The organism is Burkholderia ubonensis subsp. mesacidophila (genome assembly GCF_002097715.1).
GTDB classification, from domain to species: domain Bacteria; phylum Pseudomonadota; class Gammaproteobacteria; order Burkholderiales; family Burkholderiaceae; genus Burkholderia; species Burkholderia mesacidophila.
On the sequence record NZ_CP020738.1, the window covers coordinates 2206710 to 2227408 of the forward strand.

9 protein-coding genes are annotated in these 20699 nt (G+C 69.0%); 2 read left to right on the forward strand and 7 right to left on the reverse strand.

All coding sequences use genetic code 11. The annotated features are described in order from the left end of the window. Nucleotides 1–138: 138 nt before the first annotated feature. The 5 genes from B7P44_RS27270 to gspG all read right to left on the reverse strand — a co-directional run bounded on the left by B7P44_RS27270 (nucleotide 139) and on the right by gspG (nucleotide 3735). Entirely contained in the window at nucleotides 139–1131 is a 993-nt protein-coding gene (locus B7P44_RS27270; RefSeq protein WP_084909015.1) for a FecR family protein, read from the reverse strand. An 11-nt stretch (nucleotides 1132–1142) separates the two neighbouring features. Then, a complete protein-coding gene (locus B7P44_RS27275; protein WP_042588213.1) occupies nucleotides 1143–1691 on the reverse strand; it encodes an RNA polymerase sigma factor in 549 nt (182 codons plus the stop codon). A gap of 6 nt (nucleotides 1692–1697) precedes the next feature. Continuing rightward, the gene (locus tag B7P44_RS27280; RefSeq protein ID WP_084909016.1) at nucleotides 1698–2438 is read right to left on the reverse strand and encodes a secretin and TonB N-terminal domain-containing protein; all 741 of its coding nucleotides are present in this window, start codon (nucleotides 2436–2438) and stop codon (nucleotides 1698–1700) included. Nucleotides 2439–2777: 339 nt separating this feature from the next. Then, a complete protein-coding gene (locus B7P44_RS27285) occupies nucleotides 2778–3281 on the reverse strand; it encodes a GspH/FimT family pseudopilin (protein WP_084909017.1) in 504 nt (167 codons plus the stop codon). Further along, nucleotides 3256–3735: a type II secretion system major pseudopilin GspG gene (gene gspG / locus B7P44_RS27290; protein ID WP_084910051.1), complete on the reverse strand. Its 480-nt coding sequence runs from the start codon at nucleotides 3733–3735 to the stop codon at nucleotides 3256–3258. The genes B7P44_RS27285 and gspG overlap by 26 nt, the downstream gene beginning before the upstream one ends. Before the next feature lie 87 nt (nucleotides 3736–3822). On the opposite strand from gspG, the gene B7P44_RS27295 reads away from it, so the two are divergent. Further along, nucleotides 3823–4272 (forward strand): general secretion pathway protein GspC, encoded by a 450-nt coding sequence (locus tag B7P44_RS27295; protein ID WP_084909018.1) that lies wholly within the window; start codon nucleotides 3823–3825, stop codon nucleotides 4270–4272. An 8-nt stretch (nucleotides 4273–4280) separates the two neighbouring features. Here the strand turns inward: B7P44_RS27295 and gspF are convergent, their stop codons facing one another. Beyond that, nucleotides 4281–5498 (reverse strand): type II secretion system inner membrane protein GspF, encoded by a 1218-nt coding sequence (gene gspF / locus B7P44_RS27300; RefSeq protein WP_084909019.1) that lies wholly within the window; start codon nucleotides 5496–5498, stop codon nucleotides 4281–4283. A gap of 730 nt (nucleotides 5499–6228) precedes the next feature. Here gspF and B7P44_RS27310 point away from each other — a divergent pair. Beyond that, a complete protein-coding gene (locus B7P44_RS27310) occupies nucleotides 6229–7533 on the forward strand; it encodes a substrate-binding domain-containing protein (RefSeq protein ID WP_084909021.1) in 1305 nt (434 codons plus the stop codon). A gap of 458 nt (nucleotides 7534–7991) precedes the next feature. Here B7P44_RS27310 and B7P44_RS27315 read toward each other — a convergent pair whose 3' ends face one another. Further along, nucleotides 7992–20648, reverse strand: a complete 12657-nt coding sequence (locus B7P44_RS27315) for a filamentous hemagglutinin family protein (protein ID WP_231716721.1) — start codon at nucleotides 20646–20648, stop codon at nucleotides 7992–7994. Nucleotides 20649–20699 lie beyond the last annotated feature (51 nt).

Here is a 20699-nt window from a genome sequence, read left to right on the forward strand (position 1 = left end):
CCTCGGGTCCGACGACGCTCCACCGGGCAGCCGCGAACGGCCGTCCGGCGTTTGCCGGCCCTCATGGATGAGGTCGTATCGAAGACGCGTAACCCGCAGGACACGGGACGCGATGATGGAACCGCCGCGCGTCGGCGCTCAGCTCAGCAGCACGAGGTTGCCGGGCAGCCGGGTGATGTGCGCGCCGTACAGGCGGCCGACCATATCGATCACGTCGTCGAGCCGCGTGATCGGGAATTGCGCCTGCATGCGATTCGCGCCGAGCGCGGCGCTGCGCAGGATGACCTTGCCGGGCCGATACCGGTTGATCTCGTCGACGACCTCCGCGAGCGGCACGCCGTTGAACACGAGCATCCCGCGCCGCCATGCGCTGACGGCGCCCGGATCGGCGCGCGACACCGGCTGCACGCCGCGGTCGTCGTAGGTCACCTGGTCGTCGGCGCGCAGCGTGCGCGCACCGCGCGGATGCTGGAGCGCGACCGTGCCCGACAGGCAGGTCACGCACACTTGCGCGCCGGTGCGGCGCACGTTGAATTTCGCGACCGTCGCCTGCATGCGGCCGCCGCCCGCGACCACGACGACCGGCTGCATCGCCGCCGCGCGGCCTGCGCCCGGCGTCGCGTCGATTTCCGCTTCGCCGGCCACCACCTCGACGCCGCGCGCGGCGACGCTCGCGGGCAGCACATCGACTCGCGTCTGGGTATTCAGCTCGACCGTCACGTCCTCCGCCAGCGCGACCTGGCGCTGCTCGCCGGTGCCCGTGCGGAAGTCGGCCGCGAGCTCAGCCAGCGACGGCCACAGCGCCATCGGCGGCCGCAGCGCGAGCCACGACGCGCCCGCCGCGACCGCGAAGCCGACGAACGCGCGCCGGCCCGTGCGCATCGCTCTTTCACGCTTTGCAACGTTTGCCCACGCGGCGGCCGTGCGCTCCTCCTGCGCGAGTTCCGCCGACGCGGTGCGCAGCGTGCCCCACGTGTCGCGCAGCAGCTGCGCGGCCTGCGGGCGATCGGCGCACCAGCGCTCGAACGCGTCGACGTCGTCCCGGGTCGCGCCGCCGGAGCGCAGACGCAGCAGCCACGCGCTCGCTTCGTCGAGCGCGTCGTGTGCGGAATCGGCCTGGGCTTTCGTCATCGTCCGGATGCTCAAAATTTACGTGGCCCGCCGCGCGAACCCGTGTACGACTCACCCTCTTCCTGCATGCGCTGCAGGCAGTACTTCATCGCCGCGCTCAGCTCGCTTTCGACGAGCCGCAGCGAAATGCCGAAGCGCTCGGCGATCTCGCGGTTCAGCAGCCCGTCGACGCGGGCGGCCAGCAGGATCGCCCGGCGCCGCGGCGGCAGCCCGCGCAGCACGTCCTTCAGCGCATCGACCTTGCGCCGCGCGGCGACGATACGCTCGGGATCGGCCACCTCGTCGGGCAGCTCGAGCAGCGTCTCGACGTCGTCGTCGTGCAGGTGTCGCCGCTCGCGGCGATGCTGGTCGATCGCGACATTGTTCGCCATCCCGAGAATATAGGCGTCGGCGTTGGTCACCTGCGTGGACACGTTCGCGTTCTCGAGGCGCAGCCAGGTCTCGTGCAGCGCGTCGGCGGCGCCGTCCTTCGATCCCGTCACGCGTTCGAGACGCCTGACCAGGTACGCGTAGCGCGACGCCAGCAGCTTCCTGAGCCCGGCGCGGGTGGTGTCGGACATGACCGCCTAGTTCCGTTCGGCTGTCTGCGGACAGCGGAAATGCACGCCGTTGCCGACCGGCCGCAGCAGGATCGTCACCGGCTGCGGCAGCGCCGCCGGCGGCGCCGCGTCGAGCTTCAGCGTGCGCAGCGCGCGCAGGACCGCCGCGTCGCGCGAGGCAAAACCACTCGATGCCACCATGTTGACCGCCACCACCGCCCCCTTGTTATCTATGCGCACTTGCGCGACGAGTCGATAGCTTCCCGGAACCGCCGCCGGCTGCGCGCACAGCGCATCGATCAGATGCGTCTGCAACAGCCCCGCGAACGTGCGCAGCTCGTCCGATACGCCGACGCCGTCGATCGGCAGCGCCGCGTCCGCCGGCGTCTCGACCGCGGCCGGCGCCGTGTCGGCGGCCGGCCGCGCGACGATGATCGCCTCGTCCGGTCGCGCGAATTCCGCGCGCAACCCCGTTCCCGCGAGCACCCTCTCCAGTGCGTCGCGCGGCAGGAATTCGCCCTTGACCGATGCGCTCGTGCGCCCGTCGAGCAGCGGCGCGGGCGCCAGCACGATCAGCTCGGTGATCCGCGCGAAATCCTGCAAGGCCTTCGCGAGCGGCTGCGCGGGCAGATCGAAGTGCGCCGTGGTACCCGGCTGACGTGCGGCGGTTCCGGTCTCCTGCGCCTGCACGACACGCATGAACAACGCGGCAAGGGTGAACCACGCGACGATCGCCAGGACGCCGGCCGGCGCCCGTGAACGAATCATGAATTCCTGGACGGAAGTGGAGTTGCACGCCGCCGGCGAATCCCCCGCACCCCCGTGAGCGGCTTCGCGGCAAGCGAAGGACAGATTGTGAGCGGAGCATGTGACAGTCAGGTGAATTGTGTCGGCAGGCGGCAAAACAGCGAGCCTTTCGTATGCCGGGCGCGCGCAGGCTGCGCCGCAGCTTCACACCGGTCGCGAGCGGCACCGGCACGTCGACCAGCAGCGTGTCGCGCGCCGACAGCACAAGCGCCGTCGAACGTGCCGACCGACGGCAGCAGCACGATCAGGCTGGACAGGGTCCGCCTCGCGCGGGCCGCATGAGAAGCGTCGCGCTGCCGCTCATGGCTGTTGCACGACGAAGTTGCCGATCCCCGTGCCGACGACGAGGAGCCGCGTCGAACCGGACGACAGCGTGATCGTCACCGGCACGTCGATGCTTTCGTCGCCGAGCACGATGCGCTGGATCGCTTCGCCGCCGCCCGTATAACGGACCGACACGCCGGTCACTGCGGCGCCCCAGCGGCGCGCGCGGAACAGGTCGTCGGTCATCGGCGACCACGCGCCGCTCTCCGTGCGCTGCACGAACCGGTAGCCGCCGCCCACCGGCTGCCACGCGATCGCCATCGACCGCACCTGCGCCTCGTCGCCGGCCGATTCGAGCAGGCTCGCGAGCCGCTGCGCCTCCTCGGCCAGATCCGTGCGCCGGTTGCGCGACGGCGCGAGCGTCACGACCGCGACCAGCAGCCCGACGATCACGAGCACGACGAGCATCTCGAGCAGCGTGAAGCCCGCCGAGCGCCGCGCGGCGCCCACACGCCTATTGCCACGAGCCGATGTCCGCATCGTTTCCGTCTCCGCCCGCCTTGCCGTCCGCGCCGTAGCTGAACACGTCGATCGCGCCGTGCGCGCCGGGATTCAGGTATTGGTACGCATTGCCCCACGGATCGCTGGGCAGCCGCTCGAGATAGCCGCCGTCCTTCCAGTTGTTCGGCGCGGGCTCGGCGGTCGGCTTCTGGATCAGCGCGTGCAGGCCCTGCTCCTGCGACGGGTAGCGGCCGTTGTCGAGACGGTACAGGTTCAGCGACTGCATGATCGTGCCGATGTCCTGCTTCGCCGCGATGCGGCGCGCCTCGTCCGGACGGCTCATGATCTTCGGCACGATCAGCGCGGCGAGGATGCCGAGGATCGCGACCACCACCATGATCTCGATCAGCGTGAAGCCGCGCTGCGCACCGCATCCGTGACGGCTTCGGCTCGTCGCGCCGTGCACGGGTTCGGTCTCGTTGTCTCGCGTCATCATGTCTTCACTCTCGCGTCAAAGAATGGGGTTACTTCGCCCGATGCCGGACCGCCGGCATCCCGGTTGACCTACAGGCCGATCGCCATGACCTCCATTGCCCTGCTCCGCCCGCTCGCGAACCGCGCCAACCTCGCGCCCGCGCTTGCCACGCTCGCCGCCGCAGCGGCCTTCGTCGCGGTGTCGCTGTGGTCCGCGCGCCTGATGAACGCACCCGCCGCGCCCGCGCCGGCCCGAGTCGCGCCGCCGGCGCCGTTCGACGTGTCCGCGGGCGCGCAACTGTTCGGCGCGAAGCCCGGCGACGGCGCGCAGCACGCGATCCAGTTGTTCGGCATCCTGTCGTTCGATGCGCGCCACGCGGCCGCGATCGTCAGCGTCGGCGGCGATGCCGCGCGCGTCGTGCGGCTCGGCGGCGCGCTCGGCGACGCTGTGAAGCTCGCCGAGGTCCGCGCCCGCTCGATCGTCGTCGAGACGGCCGGCCTGCAACGCGAGATCGCGCTGCCCGCCGCGCAGAACCCGAATGCGTTCGTGCGCTGACCGGTTCATCACTGCACCATGTTGTTCAACTCGATGATCGGCATCATCACCGCCAGCACGATCACGAGCACCACGCCGCCCATCGCGAGAATCAAGAGCGGTTCGAGCAGGCTCGTCAGGAACATCGTGCGGCGTTCGAGCTCGCGCGCCTCGCCTTCGGCCGCGCGATCGAGCATCGTCGTCACGTCGCCCGTCGCTTCGCCCGAACGGATCAGGTGCACCAGCACCGGCGGAAACGTCTTCACGTTGTTCAGCGCGCGCGACAGCGCGGAGCCTTCGCGCACGCGCACGATCGCGTCGTCGATGTTCGCGCGCATCGCGCGGTTCGACAGCGTTTCGCCGGCCGCCTGCAGCGCGCGCAGGATCGGCACGCCGGCCGCCGTGAGAATGCCGAGCGTGCTCGCGAAGCGCACCGTGTTGTAACCGCGCACCAGCTTGCCGGCGAGCGGCGCGGTCAGCAGCCGGCGGTCGAATGCAAGCCGCGGGCCCGTCTGCGACAGCACCTTGCGGATCGCAAAGACCACCGCCGCGAACGCGGCGAGCGATGCCCACCACCAGTGCCGCACGAAATCCGACAGCGCCATCATCACGACCGTCAGCATCGGCAACTGCTGCTTGGTGCTCGTGAACACGTTCGCGACCTGTGGCACCACGTAGCTCAGCAGGAACGTGACGATGCCGAACGCGATCAGCGTGACGATCCCCGGATACGTGAACGCAAGCAGGATCTTCTGCTTCAGCGCGTTGCTCTGCTCGATGTAGTCGGCGAGGCGCGACAGCACGATGCCGAGCTTGCCCGTGTGCTCGCCCGCCGCGACGAGCGCCCGGTAGATTTCCGGGAAATCGCGCGGATGCTGCGTGAGCGCATTGGCAAACGAATGGCCGCCGACGACCTCGGCGCGGATCGACGCCATCAGCTCGCGCACGTATTCGCGCTCGGCCTGCTCGCTCAGCACCGACAGCGATTCGTCGAGCGGCAGCCCGGCGACCAGCAGGCTCGCGAGCTGGCGCGTGATGATCGCCTGCTCGCGCTGCGACAGCTTGCGGCCGATCGACAGACGCTGGTTGCGCTCGCCGTGCAGCCGCGACGCGGCCAGTTCGACGACGAGCGGCGTGAGCCCCTGCGTGCGCAGCTGGCCGCGCCCCGCGCGCGCGCTGTCGGCTTCCAGCACGCCCCTCAGCGTCTTGCCGGCGCGATCGATCGCTTCATAGCGGAATGCAGACATATCGGTGATCTCCTGTCACGCGCATCACTTCCTCGAGCGACGTCGCGCCCGCCGCGAGCCAGCGCTCGGCGTCGTCGCGCAGCGTGCGGATCGACTCGTCGACGATCGGAACGCCCGAATGCTCACTGCAGGCTGCGTACGGTTGTCGGGTCCGCCGACGGCGGTCATGCCCGGCGGATTCGCGGGCAAAGACTAAGGAGTGAACCGGCGCAAATTTGTGACGGATGTTGGGCTACCTTTTTGGGCGGCAGCGATTATGCGGCTCGATTCTTTTCTTATCGTCATTGATGATTTTCATTGCCTTCCGACGCACCCCTTCTCCATTCCTTAAATGAATTAAGGAAATCTCCATTTAGAATCCGCGCTCTTCTCGTCCATTCAAACGCGAAACGCAATGAACAGCTCGCGCACGCGCCGAGCGACGGAAAGGTCCGTAACATCTGCCATGAAAATGACTCGGGGCCGCGCTAGCGCGATTCGCGGCGACGGCCGCTGCGCTCCGCCGCACCCAATATCCGGGAATTGCGATTCGGTCTGATTTTCGCTGATTCGATCGTTTATCAGACGGAGCAAGGCAATCGGCCATTCATCGAAAATGTTACGGACCATTCTTTATGAAAAGTTCACACGCGCATTTCGAATTTCATCCTACAGTTACTCCGCGGCCGATATCGCATTCAGGCCGCGGCAGCAGGCTCCCCGTCGTTTATCTTCGTTCAAGGGAATTTTCATGAAATCCAGCAAGCGCAAGATCTGTCAGGTCCTGGCACTTCTCGTTTCGAGCATGGGCGCAACGGCCGCGATGGCCGCTCCGAACGTGCAAGGCGGCGGCTCGTCGCTCGTCGCGCCGACCATCGGCTCGATCGGCAACAGCGCCTCCGAAATCGGCCTGTTCGGCACGTCCCAAGGCTCGTTCACGTATTACTCGGTCGGCTCGGGCGCCGGCATGAACGCGTTCCTGAACAACCAGCCGACGTTCTTCGGCGCGGGCGTCACGGGCACGGTCCACTTCGCGAACAGCGACGCGGCGCTGTCGACCGCGCAACTCACGGCGTACAAGGCTGGCCTCGGCGCGACCAGCGGCCCGCTGATCCAGATCCCGTACATCGTCACGCCGATCACGGTGCCGGTCGTCAACGGCCCGGCCGTGACCAGCACGACGACGCCGCAAACGACGCCGGGTCAGGCGCACAGCATCGCGCTGAATGATGACGACCTGTGCGGCATCTTCTCGGGCAAGCTGACGAACTGGAACCAGGTCACCAACCCGGAAACCAGCTCGGCCTACGCGCTGAACGCGCCGATCAAGGTGATCTACCGTTCGGATGGCAGCGGCACGACCGAACTGCTGACCCGCCACCTCGCAGCCGTCTGTACGACGCTCAACACGCAGGCAAACGTCGCGTTCGTCGATTCGCTGACGTTCACGGCTTCGTTCCCGGGCGGCGTCGTGCCGGCGAACTTCGTCCCGGCATCGGGTAGCGGCGGCGTGCGTACCCAACTGGTGAATCTGTCGTCGGCCGGCACCGCCGCCGTTGCGTACCTGAGCCCGGACTACACGAACACGTTCCTCGCACCGTCGAGCACGGTCGTGACGGCGGCCGGCGCGGTGCAACTGCCGCTGGCAAGCCTCGTGAACGCCAAGAACGGCGCCACCTATGCGCCGACGTACGCAAACGCGACGACGGCCGTGGGCACGACGTCGGCCCCCAGCACCCCGGCACGTGCGGCCAATCAGGTCAACTGGGTGCCGAACGCCGCCACCCCGGCGGCAGGCTATCCGGTTTCCGGCACCAGCCAGATCATCCTGAGCCAGTGCTACAGCGATCCCGCCGTCAAGACCGCGGTGCATGATTTCCTGAACGCTCACTACACGAACGCCAGCTTCGCGTCGATCGTTCACGGCAACGGCTTCGACACCGTGTCGTCGAACTTCCAGACGGCCATTTCGGCTGACTTCCTGAGCAACACGAGCGGCTACAACCTCGACATCGGCAACGCGAGCGCCTGCACGGGCTCGGTCACCGGCCGTTAAGCGGCGGCGGACTGCCCGTCCGCAGCAAGCGCGACTGCGCCCCCGGGTCAACGGGGGCGCAGTTTTTGTTTTCGCGGTCAATTCGTGTTGCACGTTCGATTGGGTTCGATCGGACGCGCCCCTGACGAAGCGCGACAACAGCGATCGCAACACCTCCACGCGGCGAAACCCGGACACGAGCGCCGGCGGATCGAGACACGTCGTCCTGCCGACCCGTTGGGTGCCCGACATCGGCCGGCCCGGTTCCGGGTATCCGATTACCGGCACGTACCGGCACGAGCGAGATCATCCTGAGTCAATGCCATGCAGCCCCCGCCGTCACGGCGGCCGTCCATGACGTCCTGAGCAACGCAAGCGGCTTCAACCTCGACACCGGCAATCCGGGCGTCTGCACGGGCACGATCACCGGTCGTTGAACAAACGGACCGCCGGTCACCCTGGCGGCCCGCCCCGTCGAATCAGATCTTGCCCAGCTTCCCCCGCTCCTCCGCCGTCAACGCCGCCCGCTGCGCCGGCCCCGCCTGCCCGAATCCGAGAATCGACACCGCGCTCGACGGGTCGTAGCCGACCTGCTCGCGCTTGTGCTTCCTCGAGCCGTCGCCGTCCGCATCGCCGAAGCCCTCGACCTGCACCGAAATCGTCCAGCGCCGCGCCGGCGCGCCGGACGCGTTGTTCTTCGCGATGTCCTGCGCGACCTGGCTCGCTGCCGACGCCGCCGCGCCCGCCGCCGTCAACGCGCCCGTATTCACCGCCTGCACGAGCGGAATGCCGGACACCGCGCCGGTCGCCTGGATGTTGTCCGCGTTCACCACGTGCAGCGCCGCGACATTCAGGTTGCCGGCGCGAATGCCGGCGTCGCCCGCATCGACCGTGCCGCGCGGCGCGACCAGGTTGATGGTGCCGAGCGGCACGCCCGGCACGCTCTGCAACGTCGCGATGCCGGCGCCCGTGACCTGCCCGCGCGCGTCGACCGTGCAGTAGTGGTTCGCGTCGCACGCGTATTGCGGCGCCGGCGTATCGGCCGACGACTTCGCGCCCTTGCCCGCGTTGATGTCGCCGTTCGAGCTCCAGATCGTCATGTCGCCGCCCTGCTCGGTGAAGATCCGGCTCTGCGCGAGCAGCACGCTGCGATCCGCGAAGATATCGATGTCGCCCTTCTCGAGCGTTAGGATGCCCATCGTTCCCGGTCCCGCGATCACCGTGCCGTCGCCGGCAACGATCTGCGGCGGCGCGGACGTACTGCCGACGAGCGCCTGCCCGCCCGGCCCGAGAATCGACACGTTGCCGCCCTGCTGCGTCTGGATGGTCGTGCTGCGGATATCCAGGTCGCCCGTGCCGACCGCCTTGTTCGCGCCGTTGCCGCCGCCGCCGAGATGGTTCGCCGTGTAGCCGAACGAGGCGGGGAACATCGTGTTGAGCGCCTCGTAGCCGCGCGCATACTTCTGGTAATACGGGCTCGCCGGATTGTTGTAGTCCTCCCCGACCCGGGTCAGCACGTTGAACAGCACCTGTTCCGCAAAGAGCTGCTGGACGTACTGCGGCAGCGCCTTGAATTTCGACCACGCTTGCTCGACGCTCAGCGGCTTGACGGCCGGCTGGTCGTTGACCAGCCCGGTATCGACCGAGCGGCCCGCCTCGTACTGCTGCATGAACGTGACGAGCGCGGACGCGCTGCCGGGGACGCCCGGCACGGCGCTCGCCGGATCGATGTACGTGGAGACGAACGACGCGGTATCGATACCCGGCCCGATACCGAACAGCACGTTGACGTTCGCGCTTTCATGGGGCAGGTACGGGTTGTTCGCGTTGCCGATCGCGTTGATGCCGGTCGCCATGCCGACCGGGTTCAAGAAGACCGAGGACACTTCCAGCTGGCTGGTCAGCGGGCCGATGTTCCGGCCCGCCTCGACGTCGAACGTCCCGGGGCCGCCGAGCTTCAGCACCGGCACGATGCCGTTGGCGTTATACAGCAGCGGCGTGTCGTAGATATCGCGCCCCGCCACGATACGCGTCACGTCGGACTTGCGCAGGTTTTGCCCCAGGAACGACAGGTTCACGATGTCTCGCCCTGCCTGAATCAACGCAGGCTTGTCGATCGCCACGGGGATCAGGTTGTCGTAGAACCCCGCGCTGCTGCCCGACGTCTGCAGCACGCCGTCGACGATGTCGCCGTTCAGGCTGTAGATTCTCGCCGGCACGGCGTCGTCGCGGTGCAGCGCGACGGCATGGTGCGCCGCCGCCGACGCAAGGGTCGGCGACGCGACGTTCACGTACGGTCTGGCCGGCGCGGGCATCGCGGACGGGTCGACGTCGAGCATGCCGAATACCGGCGCGACATCCCTGGAATTCATGCCCGACAGATTGATCGACTGGTCGGCGATCAGGCTCAGATTGCCCGACGGCGACGGGTAGAGTGCACCGCTGGCCGCCACCGTGATGCCGCCGGTGAACGCGCTCAGGCTCACCGACGCGGGCAGGACGAACGACAGGTCGTTCAAGCCGGGCGTCGGCGTGTAGGTCGCGCCGCCACCGATCAGGTCGACGGCGGAGAGCGTGCCGATCGCCACGTCGCCTGTCGTCGACGCGATATTGACGGCGGACGCCGTCGAATAGCCCTGCATGTCCGCGCGCTGCTGGTACGCATTCAACAGCGATCTGCCCTGCGTGTACGACGGATCGAACACGCGCGCGATGCTGACGCCTTGCCGGGCATTCACGTCGAGCACGCCGTCCTGCGTCGCCAGCAGCGTATCCACCGTCACGGGCGGCTGGCCGACGAACTGCGAAGGCACCGCGACGTCCGACCCGATCTTCCCCCCCGCCGTGATCGTCCCCGTTCCCTTCGCGACGAAGTAGCCGCCGCTCAGGATGTCGCCGCCGGCGCGCACCGTCAGGTTGCCGCCGCCGACCGTGTTGACGGTCGGACTATCCGTATTGGCGCCGGTCAGCCACCACGTCGTCGGCAACGACACCGACAGATCGGCGATATTCCCGCCCGCCGACACGGAGACGTTCCCGCCCGCGCTCAGCACGCCCTGATCGAACGCGCCGAAGTTGATCGACGTCTGGATGGTCTGTGTAACGGGATGGGTCGCACCCACCGTCCCGGTCGGATTGCCGATCTGCATCCACTGCCACCAGAACGGGCTGATGTTGGCGCCGCGCTGCCCGGTCACCGCCCCGCTCACGTCGGCCAGGTATTCGGCGCCGGTGATGTCGCCCTGGGCGTGGATCGTGATGTCGCCGGCGGAATCCGGACTGACGGTCGGAGTGACCAGTATGTCCTGATAGCCGTTTCCCGCATGCACGATCGCCAGGCTGTTGCCGCCTGCGGGCGCGGCCGCCGCGGGCGCGCCGCCCGTATAGATCACGCCCGGAACGAGCACGTCCGTGCGGTTCGCGCGCGCGGCGTCCACGTCGAACAACGCGATGCCGTTCCCCGCCGCCACGTCGATCGACCCGGTGCCGGTGCGGATCGCCGTCGGCGCAAGCAGCGTCTGGCCGTTGGCGTCCACGTACGCGGAATGGCCGTCGAAGGTCACGCTCCGCACGTTCGACGCGGTGCCCGGCGTCAACGCCTGAACGGCCAGCGGGTTCGTGCTGCCCAGGTCCGAGCCGGCCACCACCCTGAAGGAGCTGCTCGCCCCCCCGGCGAGCGACGCAGCCTGGAGCGGGATGGGATTCGCCGCCGTCGCCACCGGCGACGGCGTGTTGTCCGTCACGGCCGGCAGGCTGATCGTCGGCGTCGTGATCACCGCGACCGGCTGGACAGTTGGCGGCGTGACGATGTCCACGAGCGGCCGTTGCGTCGGATGCTGCGCGAAGAATTGCGCCGCCGCAAGCAAGTACGTGCTGTATTGGCTGAGGTAAATCAGATAGGCGCCCGGATTGACGGCCTGCTCCGCCGCGGAGGGCGCGCGCGGCGCAGCCGGTTGTCCAGGCCACACGCTGCCGCCGAGCCGAAGGGTCTTGACGATGCCGATGTTGTTGTAGGCCGAGTTCATGCCCAGCATCGACGAAATGCTGGTCGCCGTTTCATCGAGATAATTCGCGTACGCCATGTACAGCGCGTAATACTCCGCAACCTCGTCCGGCGTCCCGCCGACCGGCGTCCCCGGGGCAAACGCGAGATTCTTGGTCGCGTAGTACCAGATACCGTATTGGTAGTTCGCGTTGTAGCCGGACGGCAGCTTGAAGATTGCCTGAGCCGCGTCGAGCGTCGAGAGCGGCGGCACCGGCAGCGTCCCGCCTCCGCCGAGCGGGTTCGCGATCTGGAAGAAGCCGTCGGTCAGGCTCGCCTTCACCGACACGTTGTTCTCGGCGCGCAGCGTCACGATCGGCGCCTGCCCCTGGAAGCGGAACGCGAGGTCCGTCGGCGACGTGCCGGCGCCGAGGTTCCAGTTGGTCAGCACCTGGATGTCGCCGCCGTTGATCGCGTGGCTCGGGTTGTCCAGCTCGATGCCCGGCGCCACATGCGCATTCGCGATGTTCTTTCCGGCGAACGGATCCGCCAGCGCGTCCAGCCCGTGCCGCACGAACCCCATCAGCGTGCCCGGCGCGGCGGTCGACGCATCGCCGTTCTGATACCCGTAGAACGTCTGGTGATCCGTATTCGCACCGCCGCTTGCCGGCGCGAAGACCATGTTGTTCAGCCCGCCGAAGCCGATCGCCGAATTGCCGCCCTGCAGTTGTGCCTGCGTCACGGCCGCCGTCGCGCCCGTCGCCTGGTTCGTCAGCGTGCCGCCGCCCGTGCCGTCAGGCGTGAAGGAAAATTTCGCGGGCGTACCGGACGCCCCCTGCGCGGTAAACGTGCCGGCCAGCAAGTGACCGCTGCGGTCGTACCAGCCCGCCGGATCGACGACGCCGTCGAAATGCTTCGCACCCGTCGTCGCGTCCGTCGTGCTCCACACCCCGTAGGCCTCGAGCGTGGTCGCGCGCGACCCGGCAATGCCCTTGCCGTCGTTGAACGCATCCGGCAGGCTGACCTGCACGCCGTTGTCCATCAGCAGCGGCGCGCGGAAGTTCACGGTGCCGCCCGACAGTCCGCCCGCCGTTCCGCCCGATACGTCGATCAGCGCGTTCGCGCCCAGCGTGATCGCGCCGGCGTTCGCGCGCAGGAAATGCTCGTAACCGTACGTCGCGTTGTTCGCGATCGAGTTGCCGTTCGCATCGACGATCGTCGGATCGAACAGCGCGCTCGTGCCGATATTGACCTTGCCGCCGCGCTGCTTCGGATCGGAGCCGCGCGCCAGCAGTGAACCCTCGATATCCACGCCGTTGCGGCCGTACAGGTCGATCTGGCCGCCCGCCTTGCCCGACGCGTCGATCGTGCCGAGCACGTTCACGTTGCCGTGCGCCGCATCGGGCGCACGGCCCGCGCCGCCGTCGGCCGTGAGCTGCACCGCATGCGCGGTCAGCGTGTTGCCCGGCGACAGCGTCAGGTTGCCCGTCTTCGTATGGATCGCGATCGACTGGTTCACGCCGCTCGACGCGAGGGTCGTCGACAGCGCGTCGAGATCGGCCGCGCCGCCCGTGTCGAGCGAGAACGAGCCGCCCGCGTAGCCGCTCGCCGCGCGGCCCTTGAGCGTGCCGTTCAGGTTCACGACCTGCCGCGGCGCCGACAGCGTGACGCTGCCGGCCGCGCCGCCGCCATGGGCCCCGGAAAAATCGAGCGTCGAGCCGGCCTGGACGTTCACCGTCCCTGCGTCGGCCGTCAGCGTGATCGAGCCGGCCGGCGCGTAGCGCGTCACGTCGAAGAACTGCTTGGACACGCCCGCCGAACTGACCGTCGATCCGCCGCCGATCGTCAGGTCGCCGCTCGTCGCTTCGAGCGTCACGTTGCCCGCCGGCGCGCGGATCGTCGCGCCATTGTCGGCCACGGTCCCGCCGACGAACGTCCACGCGCCGCCGACCGCGCTGCGCGTCAAGGGTGTGCCCGTCGCGCCGTTCAGCGTCAGCGCGCCGGTCGTCTTCGCGGTCGATGCCGAACGCGTGTCGGCAAGATAGACCGGCGCATCGAGCGTCACCGGCAGTGCGCCGAAGTCGAACGTGCCCGTGCCCTGCCCGACGATGCCGCCGGTCGCGTTCATGATCGCGGCCCCGAATCCGCTCACGTTCTTGCTGCCCGCGCCGAAGTCGATCTCCTTCGCGTTGACCGTCAGCATGCCGCTGCCCGGCGTGGCCGCGCTGCCGGTCGCCGCCATCTCGTTCGTGAACGCGATCTGCTGCGCATTCAACGTCACCTGGCCGCCGTCGCTCGTGAACGTGCCCGCGCTCAGGTCCACGCTGTTGCCGAACGTCGCGTTCACGTCGCCGACGAAACCCATCGCGCCGTAACTGCGCAGCGTCACCTGCTGCGCGTTGGCAAGCTGCGCAAGCCCCGCCGGATCGATCACGAAACCCGGCAGGGCCGAAGCGGCGGCGCCGCTCGCGTTCGTGAACGTGATGGCCGAGCCGTCCGCCGTGATCGACCTGGCCGACAGCGCCGCGCTCGGATCAACCTTCAGGTTGCCGGACGAATCGAGCATCAGCGCTTGTCCGCCCGTGAGCGTCGCGCCCGCGCCGACCGTCAGCAAACCGGTGCCCGTGCCGCCGGTGCGCGCGAGCGGCGCCATCGCGCCGTTCGACACGCGCAGCAGCGCGCCGTCGCCCGCAATCGCGATCGGCTGATCCTTCGCCGCCGGGTAATCGCCGGTTGCCGCGATCGATGCGCCGGCGTCGACGCGCAGGCCGTTCGCCGCATTCGGATCCGTGCCGCCGCCATCGGTCTTCGTCACGAGCAGGATTTCCGGCCCCTTGAGCGCCGTGCTCCCGTCGTTCGACACGACCACGCTGTTCGCGATCGGCGTGATCGTGACGCCGCGCGTCGTCGCCGCGCGCGTGCCGCCGATCAGCAGGCTGCCCGCGTTCAGCGAACCGAGCGCATCGCTGCCGATCTGCAGATAGCCGGGCAGCGATGCGCTGCCGTTGCCGGTGATCTGGATGTCCTGCGATGCGATGTCGACCTCGGCCGGCGCGCCGCCGGCGCCGGCGGCCGCATTCAACGTTGCGCCGAGCGCGAGCGCCTTCGTCGCCGCGAGCACCAGCTGACCGCCATCCACCGGCAACTGCGGGGTCACGTTGCCCTTGGTTGCGGCAAGCTTCGTGAAGTACGCGTTCGCGCCTGTCAGCATGTATTGCGAGTACTGCTGCCAGACCTGGCCGGACTGCACGCTGAACAGCGTCGGCGTCGCGCTGCGGCCGCCCGTCAGCGCGTTGGCGAAGTAGCCGGCCGTCACGACCGTGCCGTCCGGCAGCACCTTGCTCGCGCCAGGCGCGACGTTGCCGGTCGTGCCTGAAACCGTGACGCGGAACGCGCCCGGCACCGTCGCGTACTTGCCCGGCAGCAGCGTGTAGTAACCGGCCGCCAGCCCCGGCACGCCCGACAGGTAAACGGCCTTGCCGACCGGATCGGTCACGCCGGCCTGACCGATGCCGAGCGTCGCCGTCGTGGTCGTCGCCTGGCCGTCCTGACCGGTCGACGGCTGCAGCGTTTGCGCGAACGTCGGGTCATACGCGGCGACGGGCGACTGCGCGCCCGGCAGGATCGCATAGACGTTGCCGGCCCCGGCGTTGACCGGCGCCGCGGCCGCGCCCTTCCCGCCCGCATAGCTCACGTTGTACTGCGACAGCACGTCCCGCGTGCCGCCCGTGCCCGGCACCCATTCGGCCGCCCGCAGGTCGCCGCCGCCCGACAGGTCGATCGTCGCGCCCTTGTCGAGCGCGACGTTGCCGCCGTTCACGCCCACATACTTCGCGGGCGGCGCGCTCAGGTCGGTCGTCGTCGCGCCGAGGACCGGATTGAACTGCCATTCGACGCCGTCGATCGTCGCGCCGTAAGGGATGATCGCATCGCCGTTCGAGACCGATGTCACGCTGCCGTTCGCCAGCCTGACCGAATCCGTCGCGACGAGCGGCAGGCCCGCGAACTGCGCGAGCGTTGCGGCGTTCGCCGGATCGCCGACACCGAACACGAGCGTGCCCGACGGCGCACGCACCGTGCCGCCCTGCACGATGTTCGTCGCGTCCACCAGCAGCGTGCCGCCCGCGGACAGCGGCGTGCCCGACGCGCCGTTCGACGCGAACGTGACCGTCGTCGGCGCCGGCTTGCCGGTCGCCGGATCGGTCGGGCCGACCGCGTCGATGACGAACTTGCTGCCGGTCGCCGGATACAGGTCGGCCGCCTTGAACGTCACGTCGCCGGGCGTGTAGAGGACGCCCGGCGCCAGCTTCGAGTTGGACTGGTCGGCGGTGGTCGAGCTCAGGCGGATATCGCCGCCGCTCGCGAAGTTCGCGTGACCGAAATTGTTCAGCTGGAGCTGGTTCTTCAGGTCGATGAACGACGCATTCACGTTCAGCGTCGCATCGGACAGCGTCGCGACCGGCGTGAACAACGGCGACTGCGACGTGATGCCCGGCCCCGACAACGCGACGTACGGCGCGCCGATCGCGACCGTCGTGCCGAGCGGCGCTTGCGGCGGCTGCGCCAGCAACGCATCGACGGCCGATGTGATCGTCCCGTCCGGCCGGCGCGCAGGCGTCGACAGCAACGTCGACAACTGCCCCGTGTCGATGGCCGCGATACGCCCCGTGTTCAGCGTCACCGATTCCGGGAGCGCCATCGCGACATTGCCGGCAAACAGGATCGGCGGCGCCTGCACGCCGTTGAGACCGGACGGCACGCCGCTGCCCAGCACGAGGTTCGCGATCCCGGACCCGCCCAACCGGTCGACGGCGAACTGAATGACGCCGCTCGGCTGGCCGATCGGCAGACCGGTCGTCGGATCGATCGCCGCCGCGAAGCCCTGTCCCGGCGCCAGCCCGGCGGGCGCGAAGGTTCCGCCTTGCCGCACGACGAGCGCCGTACCGGTCGCGCCGTCGTTCTGGTGCGGCAGTATCGTCAGCGTGCCGCCCCGCGCCTGCGCGGCGCCCGCATGCGCCGCGAGCGTCGCATCCGCGAACAGGCCGTTCGCCGCCGACAGCGTGATCGAGCCCGCGTCGCTCCACACCGGTTGCGATGCAACCATGCCGTTCGCCTGCAACTGATCGAAATTCGCCGACGTGCCCGATACGTCGATCCTCGATCCCGCCTGCGCGACCACGTAGCCGGTATCGCTCGACAGCGTCACCGCGCCGCCGGGCAACACCTTGCCGGTATTCGGCACGACGGCCGTTCCGCCGATCCTGACCGGTGCGGCGAGCGGATTGGCCAATGCCGTGCCCGATACGTCGAGCGCCGCGGCCGCGCCGAGCCAGACCGACTGGCTCGCGCTCGTGAAACGGGTGTTGAACTGCCCCGCCTGCGCAAAGGTGCCGTTCCCGTCCGCGCTCAGCGTGATCGACCCGCCCGGCGCGACGATCGAGCCGAGCACCGTGACTTGCGCCGGCGAACCGAGGCCGATGCTCGCGCCGGCGTCCGCGTGAATCGACGCGCCTTCCGACAACGTGACCGCGCCGGTCACGCCCGGATACGACGGCAACGTGCCGGACGATCCGTCCAGCCAGGACGTGAAATTACCGCCCGTCAGGACCAGATTCGTCGCCTGCCGGTGAAAGGCATCGAGCTGGCCGATCGTCGTCAGGCCGCCCGCCGACAGGTTCGCGCCCGTGCCGGCCTGCCGAAGCGCCACCGCGTCCGGGATGCGGTTCAGTTGCGTGACGCCGACCGATGCGCCCGGCGCGACCGTCGTGTCGTAATACGCGTTCAGCACGTACTTGCCGAATCCCTGCCGTGCGAAGAAGCGCTCGGGGAGATAGACGTCCCACGGCGACGCGGCGGCCGCATCGCCGCCGATCCGGAACCCGAGCGCCTGGAGCGTCAGCGTGCCGCCGCCCGAAAACCCTTCGCTGAGGATCGTGCCGCCCAGCGCGAGCGTGCCGGCCGTCGGCTGCGCGGTGGGCAAGGACGTGCCGCCATCGGCGCGGTGGCCGAACTGCTTCGTCTGGGATGCGGCATACGTCTGCAGCGAGACATTGCCGCCGCGTCCGACCGGCACCCCGTTCTGCATCAGCATCTGGCCGTTCGCCAGCATCTCGCCGCCGCTCGACACGTCCAGCACGCTGCCGGGCTGCAACAGCACCGAACCCGTCGCGTCGGCGATCTGGCCGCCGTCGCCGATCAGCGCCCCCTGCACCGCCGACAGCGAGATGCTGCCGCCGTTGATGAACTGGCTGTTGCCAGGCGTCGTGCCGGGCGCGGCCTGCACGTCGTTGTTGACCCACTGTCCGGCCGCGCCGATCACCGCCTGCGGCCCCACGACGACATTGCCGCCGCTCGCGATCGAGATCGAACCCGACGGCACGATCAGCTTGCCTGCCACGTTGACGTCGGCGCCGGGACGCACGCTGCTGAGCGAAATGGAGCCGCCCGGCTGCAAGGCCAGTTGCGTGCCTTGCGGAACCACGATCCCCATGCCGCCAACCTTGTCCTCGGTCACGTTCAGGTTCGCGAAGCCGCCGTTGTTCAACGTCGCGACCGGCACCACCGTGGTCGACAGCACGTTGCGCGGGTCGGTGGCGGGCAGCGCCTGCAGCGTCTTCGCATCGAGCGGGGTATCGATCGAGAAGCCCGGCGCGACTTCGTCGAGCCTGGGCGCGTTGTCCTGCAGCACGACCAGGCCGGTCGTGCCGTTCCCGGTTTCGTGGTTGTTCGACGTCAGGCCCGCCAGTGCCGTGCCGCCGAGCTTCGGATCGGCGCCGAGGTTGAACGTCCCGCCGGTCGGCAGGCTGTTGCCCTGCATCTGCTTCGCGCCGCCGAACGCCTGCGCGCTGATGTCGCCGTCGAGCACCAGCGCCTGCGTCGCATAGACGTCGAGCGTGCCCGCGTTGCCGCCGACGAGATAGTCCGGCTGATAGATTCCGCCCGTCAGCAGCGGATTGAACCACGACTTCGTCACGCCCCAGCGCGGGTGGGATTCGATGAACTGGCCCGCGACGCCGACGTAGCGCTCGTACGGGCTGGCCTTCCCGATCGGCACGATCGCGCCGTTCGCATCGACGAGGCGCGTCGTATCGACCACCCCGCCGTCGTAATGCACGTAGCCGCCGTTCAGGTTCATCGACGAGCCCGCCGCGGTCATCACCTCGTTGCCGGACAGCGTGATCGAGCCGCCGTTGGTCAGCAACTGGTTGACCGTGCGCGGGATCAGGTTCACGTAGCCCGACAGGTTGAGGATCGGACTGCCGACCCACTGCACGCCGTCGCTGCGCGTGCCGGTCAGCGTGCTGTCGACGACGACGTTCTTGAGCCCGAACAGGAAGCCGTTGCGCAGCAGCGGCGAATCGGCGAGTTCGTTCTGGCCGATCCGGTCGACCGTCACGAGCGTCTGCGAGATCGGCGCCGCGACATTCGCGAGACCGGAAACGTCGATCGTCGCGCCGTTGTCCACGTAGATGCGGCCGGGCACGGCGGTCTGGCCCGCGGGCGTCCGGGCATTCGACGTGGACGGCGTCAGCGCGGCGACGGAAACGGTCGAGCCGGGCGCTTCGATCAGCGAGCCGCCCTGGAACCAGACCGATCCGGCCGTCATGCCGATGCTGCCCGGCGTGAACGTCGCGCCGGGCGTCGACGGCGTCGTCTGGCCGTTGCCGTCCGGCATCACCGTCGTCACCGAATCGGGGCCGAAGCTCAGCAGGCCGGCGCGATGCGTGTCGCTGCCGGTGCTTTGCTGGCTCGTCGTCACGAGCGCCTGCCCGAGATACGCGGCGCCGGCCGGATTGTTGGACTGGTATTCGTCGACCGTGGAGATCGTGATCGTGCCGGGCGCATTGACGCTCGTCGTCACGCCGACCACCCCGTTCTGCGCCACCCGGCTGCCGAGCAGGTTCACGTTGCCGCGCGCCGCCTCGACGATCCCGGTATTGGTCAGCGTGCCGGCCGGCGTGATGTCGGTCGCCTGGCCGTTCGGCCCGAGCAGCGCGATCTGTCCGCTCAATTCCGGCAGCAGCACCTGCGGATTGGCCTTGCCGAACCCGTTCGGCCGCAGGCTCACGCCGACGCCGGCCGCCAGCACGACCTGGCCGTCCGTCGCCGTGATGCGCCCCGCGTTCGTCACGTTCGGCGCGGCGATCATCACGAAGCCGCCGTCGCTGACGTTGCCGTTCGCATGCGTGGTAATCGACGCGCCCTGTTCGATGCTGACGTCGCCCCACGGCTGATACTGGCTGGCCGACGTGAGGTTGACCTGGTTGCCGAGGCCGAGCACCTCGTTCGGGATTCCGTTGCTGCCGTTCACCCCGGTCGAGCTGCCCGACTCCGGAAACGCGAGCCCGCCCGTCGTCCCGGCCGGCAGGCTCAGGAACTGCCTGTTGCTCGCGACGATCCCGGCGGCATCCTGCGCGAGATTGCCCGTCACAACCGGAACCTTGTTGATCACGGTCTGGTTGGTGTTGTTCATGTTCAGCAGGTCGAGCGACGACGCCACCAGCGAATGCACGTTGACCTGCGACCCCGCCCCGAACAGCACGCCGTTGCGGTTGATCACGTACACCGCCCCCTGCGCGGTGATGCTCCCCAGAATCTGGCTCGGCCGCCCGCTCGGGTCGTTGACGCGGTTCAGCACCGCCCAGTTGTTCGCGCCGTTCGTCTGCGTGCCGGCCGACTGGTCGAAATTGAGCGTCGTCTGCCGGCCGACGTTCATCGTCTCCCACGTCAGCACGGCGTTCTGCCCGGTCTGCCTGACGTCGACGTTCACGTGCCCGTTCGCGTCGACGCTCTGCTGCGGCGCGTTCGCGTTGAACCACAGCACAGGGTTGTTCGGGTCGCTGGTCGCGCCCGCCGCGACCTGCAGGCCGCCCGGCGCGAGCCCGTTCGGCACGCTCGACGGCAGCCTGGCGGCGGCCGCGGCCGCATTCTGCTGCGCGGCGATCTGCGCGGCGATCGCATGCGCCGCATAGCCGAGGTTGCGGATCGACGGCTGGCTCGCCTGCAGCGCCTGCTGCGGCGACACGCCGAGATTCGGCACGCCCGGCAAACTGCCGGCGCCGCCCGCGCCGCCGCCGGCCGCGCGCGCGGTCGCTTGCCCGAGGTTCACGATGCCCGCCGCTTGCGCATGCGCGGTGACGCCCGCCGCCAGCATCAGGGCGACCGCCCGGCATAGCGGACGCAGGTCCGATCTCAGGACGGACCG

Bases quoted from the DNA above. Each gene is read 5' to 3' on its own strand.
- B7P44_RS27270 (WP_084909015.1), bottom strand. From the start codon at position 1,131: ATGACGAAAGCCCAGGCCGATTCCGCACACGACGCGCTCGACGAAGCG.
- B7P44_RS27275 (WP_042588213.1), bottom strand. From the start codon at position 1,691: ATGTCCGACACCACCCGCGCCGGGCTCAGGAAGCTGCTGGCGTCGCGC.
- B7P44_RS27280 (WP_084909016.1), bottom strand. From the start codon at position 2,438: ATGATTCGTTCACGGGCGCCGGCCGGCGTCCTGGCGATCGTCGCGTGG.
- B7P44_RS27285 (WP_084909017.1), bottom strand. From the start codon at position 3,281: ATGCGGACATCGGCTCGTGGCAATAGGCGTGTGGGCGCCGCGCGGCGC.
- gspG (WP_084910051.1), bottom strand. From the start codon at position 3,735: ATGACGCGAGACAACGAGACCGAACCCGTGCACGGCGCGACGAGCCGA.
- B7P44_RS27295 (WP_084909018.1), top strand. From the start codon at position 3,823: ATGACCTCCATTGCCCTGCTCCGCCCGCTCGCGAACCGCGCCAACCTC.
- gspF (WP_084909019.1), bottom strand. From the start codon at position 5,498: ATGTCTGCATTCCGCTATGAAGCGATCGATCGCGCCGGCAAGACGCTG.
- B7P44_RS27310 (WP_084909021.1), top strand. From the start codon at position 6,229: ATGAAATCCAGCAAGCGCAAGATCTGTCAGGTCCTGGCACTTCTCGTT.
- B7P44_RS27315 (WP_231716721.1), bottom strand. From the start codon at position 20,648: ATGCTGGCGGCGGGCGTCACCGCGCATGCGCAAGCGGCGGGCATCGTG.